General features: G+C 45.0%; 17 protein-coding genes. 5 read left to right on the top strand and 12 right to left on the bottom strand.

The features are described from left to right. The gene (locus MKY20_RS05685) at nt 1-1,095 is read right to left on the bottom strand and encodes an extracellular solute-binding protein (protein ID WP_251174247.1); all 1,095 of its coding nucleotides are present in this window, start codon (nt 1,093-1,095) and stop codon (nt 1-3) included. Between the two features lie 17 nt (nt 1,096-1,112). Continuing rightward, a complete protein-coding gene (locus MKY20_RS05680) occupies nt 1,113-2,324 on the bottom strand; it encodes an ROK family transcriptional regulator (RefSeq protein ID WP_251174248.1) in 1,212 nt (403 codons plus the stop codon). 311 nt (nt 2,325-2,635) lie between these two features. Here MKY20_RS05680 and MKY20_RS05675 point away from each other — a divergent pair, with 311 nt between their 5' ends. From MKY20_RS05675 to MKY20_RS05655, 5 genes are all read left to right on the top strand, one after another. Further along, nucleotides 2,636-5,140 (top strand): NEW3 domain-containing protein, encoded by a 2,505-nt coding sequence (locus MKY20_RS05675; RefSeq protein ID WP_251174249.1) that lies wholly within the window; start codon nt 2,636-2,638, stop codon nt 5,138-5,140. 111 nt (nt 5,141-5,251) lie between these two features. Next, a complete protein-coding gene (locus MKY20_RS05670) occupies nt 5,252-5,581 on the top strand; it encodes a hypothetical protein (RefSeq protein ID WP_251174250.1) in 330 nt (109 codons plus the stop codon). Between the two features lie 113 nt (nt 5,582-5,694). Then, nucleotides 5,695-6,660, top strand: a complete 966-nt coding sequence (locus tag MKY20_RS05665) for a nuclease-related domain-containing protein (RefSeq protein WP_251174251.1) — start codon at nt 5,695-5,697, stop codon at nt 6,658-6,660. A 63-nt stretch (nt 6,661-6,723) separates the two neighbouring features. Next, nucleotides 6,724-6,984 (top strand): CGCGG family putative rSAM-modified RiPP protein, encoded by a 261-nt coding sequence (locus tag MKY20_RS05660; protein ID WP_009332110.1) that lies wholly within the window; start codon nt 6,724-6,726, stop codon nt 6,982-6,984. Next, nucleotides 6,969-7,244 (top strand): hypothetical protein, encoded by a 276-nt coding sequence (locus MKY20_RS05655; RefSeq protein WP_019380720.1) that lies wholly within the window; start codon nt 6,969-6,971, stop codon nt 7,242-7,244. Before MKY20_RS05660 ends, MKY20_RS05655 begins: the two co-directional genes overlap by 16 nt. A 504-nt stretch (nt 7,245-7,748) precedes the next feature. On the opposite strand, the gene MKY20_RS05650 is transcribed toward MKY20_RS05655, so the two are convergent. The 10 genes from MKY20_RS05650 to MKY20_RS05605 all read right to left on the bottom strand — a co-directional run bounded on the left by MKY20_RS05650 (nt 7,749) and on the right by MKY20_RS05605 (nt 21,842). Continuing rightward, the gene (locus tag MKY20_RS05650; RefSeq protein WP_251174252.1) at nt 7,749-9,746 is read right to left on the bottom strand and encodes a HAMP domain-containing methyl-accepting chemotaxis protein; all 1,998 of its coding nucleotides are present in this window, start codon (nt 9,744-9,746) and stop codon (nt 7,749-7,751) included. Nucleotides 9,747-9,766: 20 nt separating this feature from the next. Then, nucleotides 9,767-10,735, bottom strand: a complete 969-nt coding sequence (locus MKY20_RS05645) for a methyl-accepting chemotaxis protein (protein ID WP_284521538.1) — start codon at nt 10,733-10,735, stop codon at nt 9,767-9,769. Nucleotides 10,736-10,877: 142 nt separating this feature from the next. Next, nucleotides 10,878-12,335 carry a CoA-acylating methylmalonate-semialdehyde dehydrogenase gene (locus MKY20_RS05640; protein ID WP_009332113.1) on the bottom strand — a complete coding sequence of 486 codons (1,458 nt, stop codon included), beginning with the start codon at nt 12,333-12,335 and terminating at the stop codon, nt 10,878-10,880. Nucleotides 12,336-12,372: 37 nt separating this feature from the next. After that, nucleotides 12,373-13,725 (bottom strand): GntP family permease, encoded by a 1,353-nt coding sequence (locus tag MKY20_RS05635; protein WP_251174253.1) that lies wholly within the window; start codon nt 13,723-13,725, stop codon nt 12,373-12,375. A 15-nt stretch (nt 13,726-13,740) separates the two neighbouring features. Beyond that, nucleotides 13,741-14,937 (bottom strand): iron-containing alcohol dehydrogenase, encoded by a 1,197-nt coding sequence (locus tag MKY20_RS05630; protein WP_251174254.1) that lies wholly within the window; start codon nt 14,935-14,937, stop codon nt 13,741-13,743. Nucleotides 14,938-15,088: 151 nt separating this feature from the next. Further along, a complete protein-coding gene (locus tag MKY20_RS05625; protein WP_341000639.1) occupies nt 15,089-16,873 on the bottom strand; it encodes a sigma 54-interacting transcriptional regulator in 1,785 nt (594 codons plus the stop codon). A gap of 307 nt (nt 16,874-17,180) precedes the next feature. Then, nucleotides 17,181-18,491, bottom strand: a complete 1,311-nt coding sequence (locus MKY20_RS05620) for a GntP family permease (RefSeq protein ID WP_009332117.1) — start codon at nt 18,489-18,491, stop codon at nt 17,181-17,183. Between the two features lie 193 nt (nt 18,492-18,684). Further along, nucleotides 18,685-19,689 carry a LacI family DNA-binding transcriptional regulator gene (locus tag MKY20_RS05615; RefSeq protein ID WP_192907932.1) on the bottom strand — a complete coding sequence of 335 codons (1,005 nt, stop codon included), beginning with the start codon at nt 19,687-19,689 and terminating at the stop codon, nt 18,685-18,687. Between the two features lie 51 nt (nt 19,690-19,740). Next, nucleotides 19,741-21,024 (bottom strand): histidinol dehydrogenase, encoded by a 1,284-nt coding sequence (gene hisD / locus MKY20_RS05610; protein ID WP_251174256.1) that lies wholly within the window; start codon nt 21,022-21,024, stop codon nt 19,741-19,743. A 56-nt stretch (nt 21,025-21,080) separates the two neighbouring features. Next, nucleotides 21,081-21,842: an SDR family NAD(P)-dependent oxidoreductase gene (locus tag MKY20_RS05605; RefSeq protein WP_251174257.1), complete on the bottom strand. Its 762-nt coding sequence runs from the start codon at nt 21,840-21,842 to the stop codon at nt 21,081-21,083. Between the last annotated feature and the right edge of the window lie 2 nt (nt 21,843-21,844).

Below are 21,844 nucleotides of genomic sequence, written 5' to 3'. Positions count from 1 at the left end.
CTATTCTTTAATTTCTTTTTCTCCGCTCTTAATGTTTTCATCCCAATACTTCATCCAGCTGTCGCTGTTCTCCTGGAATACCTTCCAGTCGATATCCATGCTCTTAATCTCTGTTTCTGTAATCCACTCAGGCAGTCCCTCTACGTCATCCCTTGTTGGAATGCGGTAGAATTCCTCTGCAAGAATTTTGGCTGCTTCAGGCGTGTTGACAAACTCATAGAATGCTTCAGCCGCCTTCGGATGCGGAGCATCATTCACAACGGCAATCCCTTCTGTCAGGACGGGTGTTCCGCTTTCCGGAATGATGAATTCAAATGGATAATTTTTATTTTCTTTTAACATGACAACGTCAGGCATTGCCCAGACAGATAGCTTTCCTTCCCCTTTGGCCACCTTGTTGTACATCATTTCAGGATTTGCTGCGTATTCTTTCGTGTTGGCATCCAATTTCTCAAGCCATTCGTAACCGGCCGCTGTATCCTTGGAGTCCTTAAAGTCACGGTAAATCATCGCTGAAAAAATCGTTCTCATTGTTCCGGATGCCAGCGGGTAGCGGATGATGATTTCATCCTTCCACTTCGGATCGAGAAGCTCATCCCAGTCTTTTGGCGCTTCATCTTCTGATAATTCTTTGCTGTTATACATAATGACTTCCGGTGTTTGGCTTGTTCCGGACCAGTGCCACTCAGGATCATGGAAGCCTTCTGCCAGACTTCCTGCATATGAAGGCTCATATGGCTTTAATAATCCTTCATCCTTTGCCTGATCGAAGTTTACAGATGGCGCTCCCCACCAGACATCAGCCTGTGGATTGTTTTTCTCGGAGCGGATCCGGTCCAGGATTTCCTGTGATCCCATATCAAGCCATTCCACATCAATCTGATATTTTTCCTCGAATTGCTGTTCAAACTTTGATAGAATATCCTTTCCATGCGGTGAATAGATAACTACCTTTTCTTCCATCTTATTCTCTTTCTCTCCCTGCTCATTCTCAGAGCTTGAGCTGGATCCCTGTTCAGAACTGCAAGCTGAAAGCATTAGTGCAGCCGAAATGGATAAAGTGGTTAAAATCGATGCCCTTTTCTTATTTTTCATTGAAAAATCCCCCTCGTTTAAGAAAATTTGATAATACTATCATGCTCCCGCAAAAAGAGTGAAACAGCACCCAGGACTCCCGCATTATCACCTAATCTTGAAATCTTTAATTCTACTGAACTTGGAAGATAGTGATTCACGATCCTGTCCAATTTAGGCAAAATGTAATCAGATGATTTTAGAACACCACCTCCTAAAATAATGACTTCAGGATTCAATAAGCTCGCGGCATTAATGATTCCATAGGCCAGATGTTCAATTGCTTCTTCAATGACCGTAATGGCTAATTTGTCGCCTTTTTTCGCAAGCGCAAAGGCCATTTCCCCCGGCAGTTCTCCCTTTATTGCCTGAGAGTAGGCAGGGTGGTCCGGATCCTGATGAATGACTTCCGTCAGTTTTTTTCCGATTGATTTTCCGCCGGCGACGCTTTCCAAATAACCGTAGCGGTGAAAGATTGGCTTAAAGTCTTTTTTCATGTCTGTTTTATCCGTCACCATATAGCCCATCTCGCCAGCAGCATTTGTATACCCGCGGTACAGCTGATTATTGATAATAATTCCGCTTCCAACGCCTGTTCCGACCGCCATAAACAGAACATTCTGTTTATTTTTCGCATTTCCGAGCCATTGCTCCCCAAGTGCTCCAACATTCACATCATTGTCCACATGAACCGGGAAAGAGAAGTATTTGTTGGCTTCCGCTAAGAACGGGTATCGAATCCAGTTGAGGCTTGGTGCTTCCAAGACGACTCCGCTGGATGTTTGTGTAATCCCCGGAACCCCTGCTCCCATTCCAAGCACCTGATCCAGGGGGATTTGGCATTCCTCCAGCATGGACTGCACTTCTTTGGCGATTTGTTTTAAAAGTCCAGATTCTAAAAATTGACAGGTTGAAAAACTGCTGGAATGGACGATGTTGCCTCCGAGATCGCTAATGACTGTCTTTACTTTCGTGCCGCCGATATCTGTTCCGATTACATAAGCCGCTTTTTCATTGAAATAAAGATGTATCGGTCTCCTTCCGCCTTGTGAAGACGATTCGCCTATCCCTTTTTCATACACCCACTTTTCCCCTATCAATTCATCTACCAGTAAAGAAACAGTCGGCTTGCTTATGGAAATCTTCGCAGCAATCTCGGCCCTTGAAGTCGGTGAATTTTCCTGAATCCATTGAAGTACTCTCTTTTTATTGATTGATTTCATTTGCATCGGTGTCCCATTAAAATTCATCACATCACGGCCTTAATTGATTTGGTTAGTAAATATTACTAATTAACTTCAATATAACCTACCTGGTAATCGTTTACAACCCATCATTTTTAATTTTATGATAATTGCGATTATTTATATGACTAAAGGAGGATTTTAATTAAATTAATTTTTAGAATATTGAATTATTAGCAGATTTACCCTATTATGAAATTTATTAGGCGGGTAGTTGCAGGTAGTTAGTTAGGATGTTTAACTAACCTGCTTTAGACCCATGATGAAAGGAGTGTAAGAGTAGCGCTGTTAAACCATTTTGAAAGGGGTTACACAAATTGAAAAAAATCTTTATTTATTTTTTGTCCTTAGCGTTAATTATCTCCCTTCTGCCTCTCAGCGGAAGTGCCCAGTCAGAAGAGCATGACCCCGACCTATGGAGTGCAGTGAAGCCGCTGGACACAACAGTCAGCTTTTTGAATACAGGAGCACATCCTGACGATGAGCGCAGTGACTTTCTTGCTTACTTATCAAGAGGACTTGGTGTTAAAACCTCAAGCCTGATTGCCAACCGCGGCGAGGGCGGCCAGAATGAAATCGGGCAGGAGCTTGGGAACGGCCTTGGAATTATCCGCTCCCGGGAAATGATTGAAGCAGCAAAGATCACCGGAGTTAAAGCCTACCATTTGAGTGAAACAACCTCTGATACCATCTATGATTTCGGCTTTTCCAAAACAAAGGATGAAACCTTAAGCCACTGGGGCAAGGACCTTACTTATGAAAGATTAATCCGTTTTATTCGTACTTACCAGCCAGATATCGTCATGCCATCCTTCAGAGACTCGGATACCCAGCACGGACACCACCGCACAATGACCATTCTCAGCCAGGAAGCCTTCAAAGATGCCGCAGATCCTAACATTTTTCCTGAACAATTAAAAGAGGGATTATCCGTCTGGCAGACAAAGAAGTTCTATTTGCCGGCAGACAGTAAAGATACAGCAGATACATCGATTGAAATAGGCATGCTTGATCCTATCTACGGCATGTCCTATCCGCAAATCGGCGAGGAATCACGCTATATGCACAAAAGCCAGGGAATGGGCAATGACATCCCTGTCGCGCCAAGACAAACGCATCTGGAGTTAGTAGATAGTGCGGTTGAAACAAATGGCAGCAATGATCTTTTTGCCGGTATCCCATATGATTTTAACGAATGGGCAAAAACGTTTCCTAAGAAAGAAAAAGCATTGCAGGTGCATTTTACAAAATTCCAAAAAAGCCTGGATGGAATTATCTCCAGCTACCCTAGCCGCCAGGTATTCAGTAAGACGCAGCAAGCATTAAAAGAAGCAGACCGTTTAGTAAAGAAAACGGAGAAATCCAAGCTTGATTCCCAGCTGAAGTCTGATCTTCTTCATAAGCTGGAAGTGAAAAAAGAACAGCTGCTGAATGTGAGCCTGGTATCCTCCGACCTTGAGATTAATGCACAGGCGGAGACCAATATCCTGACAAAAGGGCAGAAAACGGCTGTTACTGTTACCTTAACGAATAATGGCAGTCAGAAGCTGAAGAAAGCTGATGTTGAACTGATCACTCCTGAGGGCTGGAAGGTTTCTAATAAGTCCAAGGCTGCTGACCTTGCACCCGGTAAAACGGCTGAAGTTACTTTTAAGGTCCAAGTTCCAGCTGATGCAGCGTATTATCACGCATACGAAACCCCTGCCATACAGGCAAAGGTCAGCTATGAATCAGCCGGTGCAAAGACAGTGACTGTCTCTGAACTGGATGGCACCATTGCCGTACTGCCGGACGTTGGCCTTACCCTTTCTCCTGAAGATCTGGTTATAAATACCGCTGACGTTCAGGAAGAAGTGCCTGTAAATGTAAAAGTGAAAAATTACCGTGAAGGAGCTGCACAGGCTTCCGTATCCTTAAATGTTCCGGAAGGATGGTCAGTAAGCCCCGAAAAGGCTGAAGTTTACTTCGAAGCCTCATTGGAGGAAAAAGAGGTTACCTTTACACTGAACCCGCCTGCGGATATTCAGGAAGGTGACTTTAAACTATCCGCCGAGGCAGCCGTAAATGGAAAGAGCTTTGATTCAACAGTTCAAGAAATTCAATATGACCATATCGGAACATTTTATTACCTCTATCCAGCCCAGGTCAATGGGGTCGCCTTTGAATTGCTGGCACCAGAAGGCCTAAAGGTCGGCTACATTGAAAGCGGTTTTGATAAAGTGGCAGATTACTTGTCCAATGCAGGACTTGATGTGACGAAGCTTACTGAGACAGATCTTGCTTCAGGGGACTTAAGCCAATACGATACAATCGTTGTTGGTATCCGTGCCTACCTGTCACGTGAAGACTTAACAGCAAATAATGAGCGTTTAAAGGAATACGTCGCAAATGGCGGGCATATGGTGGTCCAATACCATAAGCCGAACGATGGCTGGGTGACGGAAGACACTGCCCCATACCCGCTGACTATCGGAAACCCATCCATCAGATGGAGGGTAACCGATGAAAATGCACCTGTTACCGTTCTGCAGCCTGAATCGCCGCTCTTCAACTATCCAAATAACATTACTGAAGACGACTGGGCCAACTGGATACAGGAAAGAGGATTATACTATCCAATGCAGTGGGATGACCGCTTTGAAACCTTCGTTCGCATGGGGGATCCGAATGAGGAGCCATTTGATGGCGGCATTCTCATGGCCGATTACGGAGAAGGCACCTACCTTTATACCAACCTGGTATTCTATCGCCAGATTCAAGGCCAGGTCCCGGGAGGCTACCGCATTTTTACAAACTTGATCAGCTACGGCCAAAATGAATAATTTATTATGGGCAGCTGCGTATGCGGCTGTTCTATTTTAATGCCCATGTGATTCAACTCACATCATCAATTTTCCATGTATTGTAAGATATAACTGAAGAGAGATGCCATCATGGAAAAGAACTGGTCTGCTTCCCTGGAGCATGGTGAGTATGTAAATAACCTAGGGCTGCTGCTCAATAATGCTATGGCAGCTGTCAGCCAGACAGCAAAGCGATACTATGTCAATATTGTCACACCGGGTAAGCTGGAAAATCCAGATGACTACTTAACAGATGGCACTTCGGAAATAAAGTGGATGTGGAGGGTATGGGGTGGGACATGTGGACTTTGCAAATTAAGTGGGAAAGCTGCAAATAGCAAGGGTCGTTTTGCAAATAGCAGCCTACTTTCTGCTAATAAAATATTCGGGAAACAGCCATTGTCTAATACTTGCATATAGAGTTAGATAATTTGCAAATAGAGCACAAAAACCTGCAAATAAACTCCTATATAAAAAAATAAATTAAGATTACTATCGAAAATAACTTATTATCATAGAAAGGAGAGACATACTTGATTATTAAAAGCCTGAAAATCCCCGAAATTAACCTACAGCTTGAAGCGTTGTTAAGAAGAACGCCCGAACAGCATCCTGCGCGAGAAAAAATGACCTCAGATTATAAAATGAGAAGCGCTGGCTTTAAGGGAGAAGAAAGATTATTTTATTACTTAAGCTTTCTAGATCCTAAAAAATATTGGATTTTTCATAACCTGCGGCTATCAAGCGGAACACACTTCTTCCAGATCGATGCATTGCTGATAACTACGAACTACGCTCTCATTTTAGAAGTTAAAAATTGGACAGGAACTTTGATTTTCGACCCTCATTTTCAGCAGCTCCTCCGCATTCACAATGACAAAGAGGAAGGGTTTCACGACCCCATTTCACAAGCCCGACATCAGACGAATCAGTTTAGAACGTGGCTCAATTTTAATGGATTTCCCGGGATTCCTGTAGAATTCTTAGTTGTGATCAGCCATCCTTCCACCATTATTAAAACCGATAAAGATCCACTGAGTATATCTAACAAAGTTCTACACTCCCATCATCTTTTATACAGAATTAATGAGATTGAAAATAAGTACCCTCAAGAAAAAACTGACCCTAAAGAGATACGGAAGCTGTGCCGAACTTTGTTAAAAAAACATAATCCTTCACCATCCGAGATTCTCGAGCACTTCAATGTCTCAGCTGAGGAAGTTCTCACTGGTGTTAGCTGTCCTAAATGCACTTCCCTTCCGATGATTTTCCATTGGGGGAAATGGCACTGCCCAATGTGTATGTTTTCCTCCCCTCTGGCACATGAAGCGGCTATCCAAGACTACTTCCGGCTTATTAAGCCGTCAATTACCAACTGGGAATTCCGCTCATTTACCCATATACCCTCCCCCTATACGGCTTCAAGATTACTCTCCAGAATGAACCTTTCTTTTAAAAGAAATAAAAGACACCGAATTTATCAAAAATCCCCTGAATAGTGATTAACTGCACAAATATTTCTAATCAATTATTTTATAATCAGGCTGAATTGAGGTGCTAATATGGAACAGAACTGGTCTATTTCACTTGAGCATGGTAATTACGCTAGTGATTTGGAGCTTCTGATCAACGATGCGATGGCGGCAGTAAGCCAGACAGCTAAAGGATATTATGTCAATATAGTCACACCAGCTGAGTTAGGTAATCCCGATAACTATCTAACTGAAGCGCTGCTCATATACTTCGGAAATAAAGCAGACACTCAATTTATCGATCAATGCGGATGCGGGGGGTATGTTTTGAGGGTATGGAAAAACAAGTGAGGGACCTGACGATTTTGTGCGATTATAAGAACAGGCATGTCATTTTGAATTATTATTATGAAGAGGGGCTTATTGATCGGGATGGTATCAGCTTTAATGAGATTTACGTCCACGAGGGGACGATATATTTTATCAAAAACAGAAAGCGGATCGTAACCATCAACTCGAAGAAGTATCGTAATATATTGATAGGCGAGGATTTTCAAAATTACTATATTATGCGGAGAGATAAAAATCGTCTTGATATCTATTTTCCTTAAACGGAGCTGCGAAAGCGCTGGATACGCTTTTGCAGCTTTTTTTAATTTGGGAGGAATATATCTATTTGCAAGAAGCCTGAATCTATTTGCGAGCTCCCAGTTCTTTTTCCAAAATCTAAGATTCTATTTGCAATTTGATCATCCTAGACTGATCCCCGATCTATTGCTGCTCGTCTATTTGCTTGTAGCAGCCTGGTATTTGTACTTTTCCCGTTCTATTTGCAGAATTTATCCTGCTATTTGCAGCATACTCCGGTTTATTTGCAGAATCCCCGGTTCTATTTGCAAATCAACTAAGCGAGCCGTTTCCCGTTCTTATGCAGTTCATCTATTTGCAGTATCCAGCTAACTATTTGTAAATTACCTATTCTATTTGCAGAATTTCCAGTTCTATTTGCAGGGTTAAGCATCTATTTGTATGTTTCCGTGCTCTTTTTGCAGGGTTCACATTCTGAACCTGCCGCCACATAAAAACAGACCCGCCAAACCGGCGGGTCCTTTAATTTAATTCACTTTAAACTTCTTAATAGAATCCAGCAGCTCCTCCGCCATCCCCGAAAGCGAAGCAGCAGATGCCGCAATTTCTTCCATGGACGCCAGCTGCTCTTCTGTAGCAGCGGATACGTCCTGGCTTTCAGCTGTGGTGACAGCAGCAATTTCTTCGATTGCGCTTACGAGTTCCACCACCTGGTCGGCACCTTCGGCCATGTCCTTGATGGATGAGGAAACTTCCGCGATCTGGCCCGAAACGGTGTCGGCAAATTGCTGGATGTGGCTGAAGGCATCTCCTGCATTGTTAACCAGGTCAATTCCTTTTTCCACTTCCGCTGTTCCCTTTTCCATTGAAGTGATGGCCTTGCTTGTGTCCGTTTGAATCGTTGAGATCAGTTCGCGGATGCTTTCCGTCGATTTGGATGATTGTTCCGCCAGCTTGCGGACTTCATCAGCTACAACGGCGAAGCCTCTCCCGTGCTCACCTGCCCTTGCTGCTTCAATCGCTGCGTTCAGTGCGAGCAGATTCGTCTGATCGGCAATTTCAGAAATGACATTGACAATCTGGCCAATTTCCTCTGATCGCTTCCCTAATGTATGAACAATTGAACCTAGTTCAGAGACTGTTAGGTTAATATTTTTCATCTGGTTTGTTGAAAGGTCGATCGCTTCATTTCCTTTTACAACCACTTCATTTGTTTCATTAGCTGTTTGGGCAACGACATTTGTGTTGAGCATGATTCTCTGAATGCGGCCGGACATCTCTTTTACGACAGAAGTGCTTTCTTTCACCTTTTCCGTCTGCTGCTCAGTAGCTGTTGCTACTTCCTGGATGGAGTTGGCCACCTGCTCTGTTGCCATGTTATTCTGTTCGGAGCTTGCCGTCAGCTGCTCCGATGATGAAGCAAGGTGAACCGCTTTTTCACCTACCTGGTTGATTAATTGCTGAAGGGAGGCGACCATCTTATTGAAGCTGATGCCCAGTTTGCTGATTTCATCGTTATTTTTAACCTCAAATTTCTGAGTCAGGTCTCCCTCGCTGACTTTATCAGTTGCTGCGATCAGCTGATTGAGCGGGCGTGTGATCGACCGGACAATAAAATAGGAAATAAGTGCACCTATAAGTACGAAAATGGCTATGAATATAATCGTCGACACTAAGATAGGCTGTACGGCTGATGTTACTTCTTCCAGATTCATTGTGCCAAGCACCTTCATGCCTGTCAGGCCATTGGTGGTAAAGTGCATTTCTTTCTTTTCGCCATCAAGAGTGTATTCTACCTGCCCTTTTTCCTTTTCCAGTACTTCCGGCAGCCAGCTTCCCTCTGCCTCTGTGCCTGGCTTCTCCTGAGGGTGCACTAAAAAGCTTCCCTCCGCACTTAAGATAGCGGGATAGCCTTCTTTCCCAATCTTAATGTTATTGGATAGTTCACTTAGAGCAGAGAGACTTAAGTCAATCCCGATAACACCGGAGCTGTCGCCGAGCTTTTGGGCTACTGTGATTAGGATATTTCCGCTTACAGCATCAACATATGGCTCTGTGATAAAGGCTTTTCCCTTTGCCTCCATGGCTCCCTGATACCAGGGGCGTGTGGTTGCATCAAAGTCAGCCGGCAAATCTGCACGCGGATAAATGACTAAATCTCCATTTTCAGAGCCTGCATAAATGGCAACTGCCTCCGGATTCAGCTCTTTATATTGACTAAAGGCTTTATTCGTCTCCTCTAATTCCTCCGCAGTGTAAAAATCCTTCTGTATCCGCTTTGAAAAATAATTCGTATCTTCCATTTTTGTTTTAATAAAGTCCATGATAAATTGGTCAAGGATTTTTACATTGTCATCCGCACTCATTTCAATCTGGCCTGTTATTTCTTCTTGAGCCTTTTGATAGGAAATGTATCCAATTGAAGTCGATGGAATTAATAGAATAATAATAAATGAGAGCAATAATTTCTTTCTAATAGTAAATGAAAACAGCGACCCTTTTTCTTTCTGTTTTTTCTTTTTCATAATTGACCCCTTTTGAAAACTTAGTAATTTACCGCCTTAACCTGCGAGATGGCACCTTCGAGCTTCTCGTCAACGACCCTTGCATCGTCAATATGCCTCTGGATCAGCTCGTTCACTTGATCAAAAACTGACTTCGTCTCCGAAATCTCAGCGGCCACCTCCTGGGAATATCCCTTCTGAGCGTTTATCATTTCAATTACTTCACTGACTTCTGTTTCAACCGTATGGATAAGGCTTGTGATTGAATCAATTTTGCTGGTTGTTTGACCGCTGAGGGACATGCCATCTTTAATTAATTCGGTGCTTGCGACTGTGGAGTTCAGTGTTGCTTCAATATCGTCCTGAATATTTTTCGTCAGGGAACTGATATTAGCCGTACTCGTCGCTGTGCTTTCAGCCAGTTTCCGGACCTCATCCGCAACGACAGCAAATCCTTTGCCCTGCTCGCCTGCGCGTGCCGCTTCGATGGATGCATTCAAAGCCAGGAGATTTGTTTGTTCCGCGATATCTTTTATGACCTGAACAATCATCTCAATTTCTTTTGACCTTTTGCTCAGCGCCTCCATCTTCTGTGAATTCACTTCTAATTGCTCACCCAGCTGCTTAATAAGCTGTTCAGACTTGCTCACGGATCCACGGCCTTCCTCCGAGCTTTTTACCATCTCTTTTGCAGACTGGATCAGATTTTCCCCCTTATCAGATAAAGTGAGGCTGTTTGTAAAAGTAGCTTCACTATGTCTTTTTACGTTTTCAAAACCGTCTTTAATTTTCAAAACCAAATCTCCCAGCATGTAATGCTGTCCATTAACAATCTCATGCTGGCTTACCGTATTCGTCAAATCTTCATTAAAAGAATGAATCAGTGTCTGATAATACTTTTCCCTGCGCTGAAATTCTTCTTCAGCAGCCTGAATGCTTGATTCCAATTCCCTCTTTTCTTCCTCCAGCCGCTTCAACTTTCCTTTTCCGAACATCATTGATCTCCCCATCTCATTTATACTCCTTTATTATATCGACAGAAAACGTGAAATTTTGTGACCTTTTGCACTCTTTTTTTAAAATATATGGGTCTATGTGATTAACAAAAAGAGGCACCTGCATTTCATTGCAGGTGCCTCATCTCTCTTATTTTTACCAGCGTGCAGTCAGCATCTTTCTCCTCGTATAGAATTCCACACCATCTGTTCCGTTGGCGTGAAGGTCTCCATAGAACGAATTCTTCCAGCCGGAGAATGGGAAGAAGGCCATTGGAGCCGGTACGCCGATGTTGACGCCGAGCATGCCTACTTCAATGTTTTCTCTGAAGTAGCGGACGCTGCTTCCATTTTGAGTAAACAGGCAGGCGCCATTACCAAAGTCGGATTTGTTGGTGAGCTCGATTGCTTCTTCCAGGCTCTTCACACGTACGATGGATAAAACTGGTGCGAAAATTTCTTCTTTCCAGATTTTCATGGATGGGTTTACATTGTCAAAGATCGTTGGTCCAATGAAATAGCCATTTTCGTGATATGCTTCGTCTTTGCGGCCATCTCGCACAAGAGAAGCTCCTTCTTTTTCGCCAATTTCAATATAATTGCTTGTGCGCTCCTTGTTTTCCTGGCGGATAACTGGTCCTAAGAAGACATCCTCATCCAATCCGTTTCCAATAGTCAGCTGGCTTGCCTGCTCATTCAATTTCTCAACAAGCTCGTCGGCAACAGAATCCACAGCTACTACTACAGAGCAGGCCATGCACCTTTCACCTGCTGACCCGTAAGCAGCAGCAATTATTTCTTTAACAGCTCCATCAAGGTCTGCATCAGGCATAACTATAGAGTGATTTTTCGCACCAGCAAGCGCCTGTACGCGTTTGCCGTTCGCTGTAGCTGACTTGTATATATACTCGGCAACAGGCTGGGAGCCAACGAAAGAAATAGCCGGTACATCCTTATGGTCGATCAGGCTGTTCACCACATCATGCGCACCATGGACGATATTGAATACCCCTGCCGGCAGACCTGCTTCTGTGAACAGCTCTGCCAGGCGGTTAGCCAGGATTGGCGTTCTTTCAGACGGCTTTAAGACGAATGTGTTTCCGCACGCAATCGCAAGCGGGAACATCCAGCAAGGTACCATCATCGGGAAGTTGAAAGGCGTGATGCCGCCGATGACCCCAACCGGGTAGCGGTACATGCCCGATTCTATATTCGTTGCAATGTCAGGAAGCTGCTTACCCATCATAAGAGATGGCGCGCCTGCAGCAAATTCCACACATTCAATTCCGCGCTGAACCTCACCGTATGCTTCTTTATAGTTCTTGCCGTTTTCCTGTGTAATCAGCTTTGCCAGCTCGTCCCAGTTATCTACTAAAAGCTGCTGATATTTAAATAGAATTCTAGCTCTTTTTGGCACCGGCGTTTTGCTCCAGGTTTTAAACGCTTCTTTGGCAGCCTGAACAGCTTTATCGACATCTTCGCGGGTTGAGATCGGAGTGCGTGCAAGCTCCTCGCCCGTTGCAGGGTTTGGCACCAATTCGAATTTATCCGTGTTTGCATCCACCCATTCGCCATTGATAAAGTTCTTTAATACCTTTGTTGTTGTCGCTGTCATGAGTAAAATCCCCTTTCAAAATTAGAAGTCTATTGTTTTAAAAAATTGAATATAAGATCACAGCCAGGAATAACACAGCCGTTGGCATTGCTGCACTCAGGATAAAAATTGGCCAGTAGGAACGCTTATGGGTTTCCCCGCATATTGCCCGGATCGTCGTAACGACATAGCCATTATGCGGAAGTGAATCCAGACCGCCCGAAGCAAGTGCTGAAATCCTGTGCATCGCCCCAGGATCGAGGCCTTGGGCCATATACATAGGCGCCAGAATCGGAAGGGCAATCCCCAAACCGCCTGAAGCCGAGCCTGTAATCCCGCAAATCAACGTAACGGCTATCGCCAGTCCCATTAAGGGAGGTCCAGGAATATTGACCAGAGCATCGACGAATGTATCAAAGGCAGCAACCTGGGCGGCAACACTTCCGAAGCCCACAACCGCACACGTATTAGCCGCAGCGACTAAAGCATCCTGGGCACCTTTTGCCAAAGCCTCCCAAAATCCAACCAGATATTTAATCATCAATACACATGCCAAAATGATCCCGCTCGTCAGGGAAATTAAAGCGGCCGCCGTTGACGAAGTAAAGTTGGCTGCTGTGTTTAATATGGCAATAACGGAAGCCAGCGGCAATATCGCCATCAATACATGCGGGAAGTCCTTCCCTGCAGGTGCAGCATCAGGCCTTTGCATGGACAGCTCCGTTTCCAGAGCAGCCGCCGACTCATTTGCAGCACCGGACTGCTGATTCGGCAAAGAAAATACCTCTCCATTTTGAACCGCTTTTTTCACCATTCGGCTTAGTAAAATACCGCCTGTTATCATTATGATTAATGCCATTAACACTCCAATGATTCCACCTGCAGTCGGCTTTGTTCCGAAAAACTCAGTTGGAATCAGGTTTTGGATTTCCGGCGAGCCCGGTGCTGTCATCGTAAACGAAATCGAACCGAAAACCAAAGCGGCCGGGATAAAGCGATGCGGCAGATTGGCCACTTTAAATAAGGAAACAGCGATTGGATACACTGCGAAGCCGACTACAAACAAGCTGACGCCGCCATATGTCATAATCGCCGCTGCGGCCACGACAGCAAATACAGCTCTCGATGGGCCCAGTGTATCCTTAACCCAATTCGCAATACTGTCAGCCGCCTTAGTTACCTGCATAATTTTTCCGAAAACTGCCCCAAGCAGGAAGATTAGAAACCATGAGTAAAAATAATTTGTAAAGCCCGTCATATAATGCTCTGTCAGGGCAGTCTCAAGGTTAAGTCCTCCTGAAACAGCAACCACAACGGCGCTGATGATGGCGGCAATAATTATATTTACGCCTTTCATTGTTAGATACATTAATAGAATCAGTGAAGCGATTAACCCCAGCATTCCAAGCATCTGATTGTCCCCCTGTTACACTTTTTCTGTTTCAGAGGAAAACTGATATTCATAGCAAACATGGTATAGCTCTTCCAGCTCGCTCTGAGTCGGGACTCTTGGATTGTTGCCAGGGCTGCCGCTGTCAATCGCATCAGTTGCCATTTTACTTATCGCAGCCTTAAACGCTTCTTCGTCAATTCCCCATCCTCTTAAGTTAGGAATATTTAATTTCAAACACAAATCCTTAACAGATTGAACAGCGATTTCAGCTGCTTCTTCTCTGGTAAGGCTTTCATTATCAGGCTGAAAAATTCGTCCGATATCTGCTAAGCGATCAATACATGCTTCCTGGCTGAATTCCAATACGGCCGGCAAGAGCATGGCATTCGAGATTCCATGCGGTACATGGAATAAAGCTCCAATGGGACGGCTCATTCCGTGCACAAGGCATACGGATGCGTTTGAGAACGCCATTCCAGCCTGGAGAGAACCAAGGCTCATCGCCTCACGGGCATCGACGTTTTCCCCCTCATTGTAAGCGGTTAAAATATTTTCCACGATCAGTTTCATAGCTGATACCGCCATCGTATCGGTCATTGGATGTGCTTTTTTAGACAGATATGCTTCAATGGCATGGCTTAATGCATCCACCCCTGTTGCAGATGTAACATTCTTCGGAGAGGATATCGTGAGCAAAGGATCCACAATTGCTACACTCGGCATGAAGGCAGGCTGCTTAATCATCATTTTTACATCATTGAATGAGTTCGTAATGACTGTTACATCTGTTGCCTCTGAGCCTGTCCCGGCTGTCGTTGGAATGGCAATGTGAGGTACAGGCGCATTCTGTGCCAGTTTCCTTCCTCCCATATAATCGCCGATATAGCCGCCATTCGTTGCGAGAACGGCGATGGCTTTCGCCGTATCAATACAGCTGCCACCTCCTACTGAGATGACCATGTCGCATTGCTCTTTTTGAAAAAGCGTCAATGCTTCTACTACATACTCATCAGTTGGTTCAGATGCTACCCCAAGGTATACCTCGCTTTTTACTCCGGCTTCCTGAAGAAGAGTTCTGCATTCGCTTACATAACCGAGCTGATCCATTATTTTGTCACTGATTATTAATGCTTTTTTCCCTCTAAGCGCCGCTTCAGCACCAACTTTTTCGGAAGATCCCCTTCCATATAAGATCGCTTCCGGCACACGGAAAACTGCTGGTTTCTCCATTGAACATTCCACCCCTTTTGCTTCGTTACTACTATACTTGCAAGGAGTGTGCCAACTATGAAACCCAGTAAAGTCAGTGTTCTATTTCTGCCAAAGTGTAGCTGCTACACTACAACTGTAGATATCTTGTAGCGAAACCACTACACTACATTCACGTTATTCCATGCTTCTTCAGCTTTTGGTAGAGGGTCGTCCGATGTATCCCCAGTAAATCAGCAGCCTTCGATTTATTCCCGCCCGCCTTTCTTAAAGCATCAAGAATTAATTCCGATTCTCTTTGATTTCCCAGAAACCTGGCTTCCTCTATGGATCCGACAGCTAATGACGGTTCTTTCCCATCTTTAGTAATAGGTTCAGACCTTTTCAACATCTCAGGCAAATGGTGATAGTCAATGACCTTCCCATCCACCAGGGTAACCAGCTGCTCCACCGTATTGACCATCTCGCGAATATTTCCCCTCCATGGATGCCGTACAAATGCATTCACCGCTTCAGAGGTGAATATTTTTCCCGGTACCTGATACCTCTCACAAATTTCACTCAGATAATGGATCAGCAGGACGGGGATATCCTTTTTCCGTTCACGCAGCGGCGGGATGTGAAGCTGGATAATGTTCAGCCTGTAGTATAGATCCTCCCGGAACTCCCCTGTTTCAATCATTTGCATTAGGTCACGGTTTGTCGCTGCGATTACTCTGACATTGATTCGATACTTCTTCACACCGCCGACACGTTCGGCTTCTTTTTCCTGCAGAACCCGCAGCAGTTTGGTCTGCATGACAAGCGGCATCTCCCCGATTTCATCGAGAAAAATAGTACCGTTGTCTGCCAGTTCGAATTTTCCGGGCTTGCCGCCCTTTTTCGCTCCGGTAAATGCACCTTCTTCATAGCCGAAGAGTTCGGATTCGAATAAGTGCTCTGGAATGGCCCCGCAGTTCACACTGATGAACGGCCCGGTCGAAAAGGGGCTGAGATGGTGGATGCTTTTTGCGAACATCTCTTTACCTGTCCCGCTCTCACCCGTTATCAGAACAGTTGCCGCAGTCCTTGCCGCCTTCCGTGCCAGCCGCTTTACATCTGAGATGCCTTCGCTTTTCCCAATGATCTGATCAATCGTAATCCGGCTATCGCTTTCCTTTTTCTTTGTGAAAAGATCCGGCTTAGCCGTTTGATTTTCCTGCAGCCTTTCATAGATTTTATAAACCTCCGAGACCCCTTCAAAAATCAGCATTCCTATCGCCCCGACAATCTTGCCTTCCTTCTTGAGCGGAATCCGGTGCACCACCATGTCATGCCCCTGGATGTTCTGGAGAACCCCGCGTTCGGCTATTCCGGTCTTTACCGTCTCATGAAGATGGGTGTTATCGATTACTTCTGTCACATGCCTGCCAATCGCATCCTCCCGGTTAACTCCGGTAAAACGGCTGTATGCTTCATTGAATTCCTGCAGGATGCCGTTTTGATCAACAACGGCTATCCCCTCATAGGCACTTTCCAAAATTGCGCCAAGAGCACCATCTGAATTTTGCTTTTGCCTCAGGTTATGCAGGTATTTGGAAAGCCCGTCAAGCATATCCCTGGTTGTCAGGATGCCAAGCAATTTGCCATTTTCACCTATGACAGGAAGCTGATCATATGGAAGCGACAAAATATCAAGGATCGAATCATCTGGCCGGACAGCTGCCAGATTCGATTTGGGGATACTGCCAATCAAAGTGTCCCCTGAGTTTCCCTGGGAAAAGTAGTTAAGCAGCTTTCTTGATGTAATCATACCGACTAACCCATTCTGCTCATCCAATACTGGCAGGCTTTCCAGATGAAGATCCACCATCATTTTTGCAGCTTCACCCAGTGTTTGCCCCGGCTGAATACAAAAAGGGCTGGGTGTCATCCAGTTTTTCACATAGAGAAGCTCATCAATATGTAATTGCGGCACAAAGGATTCCTCCTTCTATTATAATTTTCTAAATTATAGCACTCTTAAAACAAATAGAGAGGATAGGTCAATTGCGAACTGCGCAGGAGCGTAGCTTTCTGTGTTGCCGATTGTGAACTTTGCAAATAAAAGCGGGTAACCTGCAAATAAAGATGTTAATTTGCAAATAAACTGTTAGAACCTGCAAATAAATGGCCAATGCTGCAAATAAAGGTGGGATTTTTGCAAATAAACCACTGCACACAGCGGCTTTTTATAAAAAGAAAGACAGAGAGACTAAACCCCTCTGTCTTTCCGCTAAAGCCATTTAGAAAATCGAAAATAAAATGACCGCTAAAATCACACCAAGTATCGGAACAATTACTGTCAATGCACCAAATGCCGGATAGGCATCCTTATGCGATTCACCGCAGATGGCACGGATGGTTGTCACAACGTAGCCGCCATGCGGCAAGGAATCAATCGATCCGGATGATATCGCCACAACACGATGGAGTTCACTTGCATTGACACCCATATCCAGATAATGCGGGGCAAGCAGCGGCAATGCGATGGATTGGCCACCTGAAGCAGATCCGGTCAGACCTGCAATGACAGCAACAGCCAGAGCTCCGCCGATTAATGGGCTTCCCGGAATGCTTGTCATGGCATCAACTGCACTTGCAAAGGCAGGTGTTGCTTTAGCCACACCGCCAAAGCCTACAACCGCAGATGTATTGGCAATGGCAATCAATGCGCCAATCGTTCCTTCAGACACGGCTCCCCATACATTTGTAAAATACTTGCGGTTAAGAAAATAGGTTGCAAAGCAGCCGCTCAATAACGCGATAATAAGGGCTGACTGTGCCAATGAATCATGGAAGATAAATGAAATCACAAGGACGACCAAGAGCGGAATCATACTTAACATCGGGCTTGGCAGGTTTTCGCGGATCAACGCAGAATCCGTTTCTCTTGCCTCAAATTTTTCTCCATTGCGGATCGCTTTGTTAATCATTTTCTTCAGCCACCAGTATCCAAATGCCATCATAAAGACAGCAACAATAAAGCTGACTTCCCAGGCGGCATATGGGGAAGTTCCCAGGAATTCAATCGGAATCCAGTTCTGGATTTCCGGTGAACCCGCTGACGTCATGGTAAATGTAGTCGAACCGAAGGCAAGAGCTGCCGGTATGAACCTTCTTGGCAGGTTGGCTTCCTTAAATAGGCTCAAGGCCATTGGATAGACGGAAAATGCAACAACAAACAGACTTACACCGCCATATGTTAAGACCGCACAGGCAATGACAACAGCCAACGCTGCCCGTTTCATGCCAATCTTGTCGATAATCCATTTGGAAACACTATCTGCTGCTCCGCTATCCTCCATTAGTTTTCCAAAAATGGCACCGAATAAGAACATCAAATACCAGGATGTAATAAACCCGGCAAACCCGTTCATATAGTTGGTTAGAAAATTGACTTCACCCTCGCCTGCCAGCTGAGGAAAAATCGGTAATCCACTGAATATTGCAACAATAAATGCGGCAAGAGGGGCAGCAAGCAGCAGGTTCATCCCTCTCATCGTTAAATAGATGAGAAGCCCAATCCCCCCAAGCAATCCAATCATACTTAGCATAAGATCCTCCTATCAGAAAAGCGCAAGGCGCCCGCTTTCGGCGACAAGCATAAGACAAGCCGGCTGAAAGGTTGTTCTTTAACCTTTTGGACGGATTGGCTTATGACCTCGAGCCGATGGCGCCTGGAGCTAGACACTTATCGAACTTCAAAGATGTAAAATTGGTTTTACTAAAACCCCTGCCTTCTCTCCATCACCTTCTGTCCGCTACCGATCCTCTTTCCACCAAATGCCCTTCTATTCTTTGAATTTCAGGGGTGTCCATATCCCCGTTAATGTGCTCTAAAAGAAGGTTAATCGAATAATCGACCATTTCATCGACCGGCTGATGCCAGGTGGTTAATTCATAGGATGACCAATCCGACATAGCCACATTGTCAAAGCCTATGACCGAAATATCCTCAGGGATTCTGATACCCTGTTTCTTCAGATAATCCATTGCGCCAAAAGCGGATATATCATTTGCACAGAAGATGGCATCTATCTTTTTATCCTGCTCCAGCAGCTTTTCCGCTGCTGCAAATCCTCCTTCATACGAATAAAGGCCATTTTCGGTTAAAAAGGAAGAAATGCCGTGTTCCTTCAAAGCTTCCTGGAACCCATTTTTCCGATCCACTGTTGTTGATGTATTCATCGGTCCGGAGATAAAGGCGAGATTTTCATGTCCTTTTTCTATCAAGTAGTGCCCTATCCTTTTACCGGCAGCAAAGTTATCGCACACAACAGCACTGCTTAAGGAATCGTTCACATATCGGTTAAACAGGACGACCGAGATGCCATTGCGGGTAAACTTCTGCACAGTCGAAGAGGTCAAAAGCGCATCTGTGATGATGGCTCCCTCCACGCTGTACTCAATTAAATGGCTCACTTCATCCTCTTGGATTTCGTTATTCTGGGAGTTGATAAACATTACCTTGTACCCTTTTTCAGCCAGCCTGCTGTAGAACTTATCGAGGATTTCCGGATAAAAAGGGTTCTGGATATTCCGCATGACAATCCCTATGATGCGGGACTGATTCGTGATCAGGCCGCGGGCAATGGCATTCGGCTGATAGCCCAGCTGTTCAGCAGCCTCCAGAATAAGCTTTTTCTTTTTTGATGAGATACTTGAATTTTCACTAAAAGCCCTGGACACGCTCGATTGCGAAACGCCTGCCAGCCGAGCGACATCCATGGCTGTCACTTTTTTATTTTTCAACGCATGTTCCTCCTGCCTGAATCTAGACAGAGAAATTATAACAGATTTTGCTTACTTCACGAGGCTGCCATAGCGCTTCACACGAAGGTCAGCCTGTGCCTGATGTCCTTTAAAGCCTTCAAGGTCGCATAGACGGGATGCATATTCACCGATTTTTGCACTTGCTTCAGGCGTTGTTCTCTGGTATGTGCATGTTTTCAGGAACTTGCCAACCCATAGGCCGCCAGTGTAGCGTGCTGCCTTTTTGGTAGGAAGCGTGTGGTTTGTGCCAATGACTTTATCCCCGTAAGCAACATTCGTTTCCGGCCCAAGGAAAAGCGCTCCATAGTTGGTCATGTTTTCAAGGAAGTAGTTTGGATCCTCAGTTAATACCTCCACGTGCTCATAAGCCAATTTATCCGCTTCCACTACGGCTTCTTCCAGGCTGTCTACAAGAATGATAGAACCGTAATCTTTCCATGCCGCGCCTGCAACATCTGCTGTTGGAAGAGTCTCAAGCTGGCGTTCAATTTCTGCCACTGTTTCGTTTGCCAATTTCTCTGAAGTTGTAATGAGGCATGCCGGAGAGTTAGGTCCATGCTCAGCCTGTCCTAATAAATCCGTTGCAATTATTTCAGCATCGGATGTTTCATCTGCAATGACAAGAACCTCAGTTGGTCCTGCAAACAGGTCGATTCCCACTCTGCCATATAATTGACGCTTCGCTTCTGCAACAAATGCATTACCAGGGCCAACCAGCATATCAACCGGCTCGATTGTTTCCGTTCCGATTGCCATTGCACCCATCGCCTGGATTCCGCCAAGAAGGTAAATCTCGTCAGCGCCTGCAAGATGCATCGCGGCTACGGTTGCGGAAGGAATTTCTCCTTTAATCGGAGGTGTACATGCAATTACGCGCTTAACGCCTGCCACTTTCGCTGTCAAAACACTCATGTGGGAGGAAGCAACCATCGGGTAGCGTCCGCCGGGAATATAGCATCCTACACTGTTTACCGGAATGTTTTTATGGCCAAGGAACACGCCAGGCAATGTTTCTACTTCAATATCCTGTAATGCTGCTTTCTGGTGCTCGGCAAAATTGCGGATTTGCTCCTGAGCAAATTTGATGTCATTGATCGTTTGTTCAGGTACAGATGCCACAATCTCCTGAATTTGCTCATCACTTAATCTGAATTGTTCCGGTGACCATTTATCAAACTGCTCAGAAAGCTTGCGGACCTCTGAATCGCCGTTCTCTTCAATATTTTTAAGAACCGCGCTTACCGCTTCCCTTACTTTTACGTCTGCTTCCTGTACTTCTTGAACATTTTTCCCCTGTTTTAAGAAAGTTGCCATTTGATATCACTCCAAGTTATTTATTTTTGAATACGTATGCAAATATCTGTAAAAAATTAAATGGCTGTCCATCCGCCATCTACTTTTATCGTATCACCCGTAATAAACTTTGATAGATTGGAAGAAAGGAATAGTGTGGCTGCCGAAACATCACCTGCATCCGCAAGCTTTCCAAGCGGAATCCTGCTGTAGACTTCCTTTTCGAATTCCTTGTCTTCGAACATTTTTGAAGTCAGCTCCGTTTCAATAAAGGTCGGAGCCACTGCGTTCACATTAATCCCATGGGAGGCCCATTCCACCGCAAGTGCTTTCGTCAGCTGTACCATGCCGCCTTTGCTGGCACAATAAGCCGCCCGCTTGTAATAGCCGACAAAGGCCATCTGGGAAGCAATGTTGACAATTTTGCCGGATTGATTTGGGATCATATATTCGGCTGCTTTCTGGCTGCAGAAGAAAGCCGCTTTCAAATTGGTATCAAGCGTCAGATCCCAATCCTCTTCCGTCACTTCCATGGCAGGCTTGGCCCGGTTAATTCCCGCGTTATTGACCAGCACATCAAGAGAGCCCATATAATCTGCGGCCGCTTCTGTCATTCTTTGAATCTCTGAAACATTGTTTAAATCAGCGGAAACATAGAAGCTGCTGCGATTGAATTTTCTCAGTTCTTCGGTTGTCTGCTGCAGAGCCTCTTCATCTCTCCCCACGATCACAACCTTCGCTCCGTTTTTGGCAAAGGAAAGGGCAATATCCCTTCCGATTCCTTTGCTTCCGCCTGTGACAAGCACCGATTTATTCTCCAGATCGGGAAAGTTCTTCATAC

The organism is Cytobacillus sp. FSL W8-0315, from assembly GCF_038002905.1.
Lineage (GTDB): Bacteria > Bacillota > Bacilli > Bacillales > Cytobacillaceae > Cytobacillus > Cytobacillus pseudoceanisediminis.
The sequence above is the reverse complement of the archived record's forward strand: the minus strand, read 5'-3'. Positions and strand labels throughout refer to the sequence as shown.

Excerpts from the sequence above, each read along its gene's own strand:
- MKY20_RS05655 (WP_019380720.1), top strand. The coding sequence starts at position 6,969 with ATGGAAAAACAAGTGAGGGACCTGACGATTTTGTGCGATTATAAGAAC.
- MKY20_RS05660 (WP_009332110.1), top strand. The coding sequence starts at position 6,724 with ATGGAACAGAACTGGTCTATTTCACTTGAGCATGGTAATTACGCTAGT.
- MKY20_RS05640 (WP_009332113.1), bottom strand. The coding sequence starts at position 12,335 with ATGACAGCGACAACAACAAAGGTATTAAAGAACTTTATCAATGGCGAA.
- MKY20_RS05635 (WP_251174253.1), bottom strand. The coding sequence starts at position 13,725 with ATGCTTGGAATGCTGGGGTTAATCGCTTCACTGATTCTATTAATGTAT.
- hisD (WP_251174256.1), bottom strand. The coding sequence starts at position 21,024 with ATGGCAACTTTCTTAAAACAGGGGAAAAATGTTCAAGAAGTACAGGAA.
- MKY20_RS05605 (WP_251174257.1), bottom strand. The coding sequence starts at position 21,842 with ATGAAGAACTTTCCCGATCTGGAGAATAAATCGGTGCTTGTCACAGGC.
- MKY20_RS05620 (WP_009332117.1), bottom strand. The coding sequence starts at position 18,491 with ATGCTAAGTATGATTGGATTGCTTGGGGGGATTGGGCTTCTCATCTAT.
- MKY20_RS05645 (WP_284521538.1), bottom strand. The coding sequence starts at position 10,735 with ATGGGGAGATCAATGATGTTCGGAAAAGGAAAGTTGAAGCGGCTGGAG.
- MKY20_RS05680 (WP_251174248.1), bottom strand. The coding sequence starts at position 2,324 with ATGAATTTTAATGGGACACCGATGCAAATGAAATCAATCAATAAAAAG.
- MKY20_RS05650 (WP_251174252.1), bottom strand. The coding sequence starts at position 9,746 with ATGAAAAAGAAAAAACAGAAAGAAAAAGGGTCGCTGTTTTCATTTACT.
- MKY20_RS05685 (WP_251174247.1), bottom strand. The coding sequence starts at position 1,095 with ATGAAAAATAAGAAAAGGGCATCGATTTTAACCACTTTATCCATTTCG.
- MKY20_RS05670 (WP_251174250.1), top strand. The coding sequence starts at position 5,252 with ATGGAAAAGAACTGGTCTGCTTCCCTGGAGCATGGTGAGTATGTAAAT.
- MKY20_RS05630 (WP_251174254.1), bottom strand. The coding sequence starts at position 14,937 with ATGGAGAAACCAGCAGTTTTCCGTGTGCCGGAAGCGATCTTATATGGA.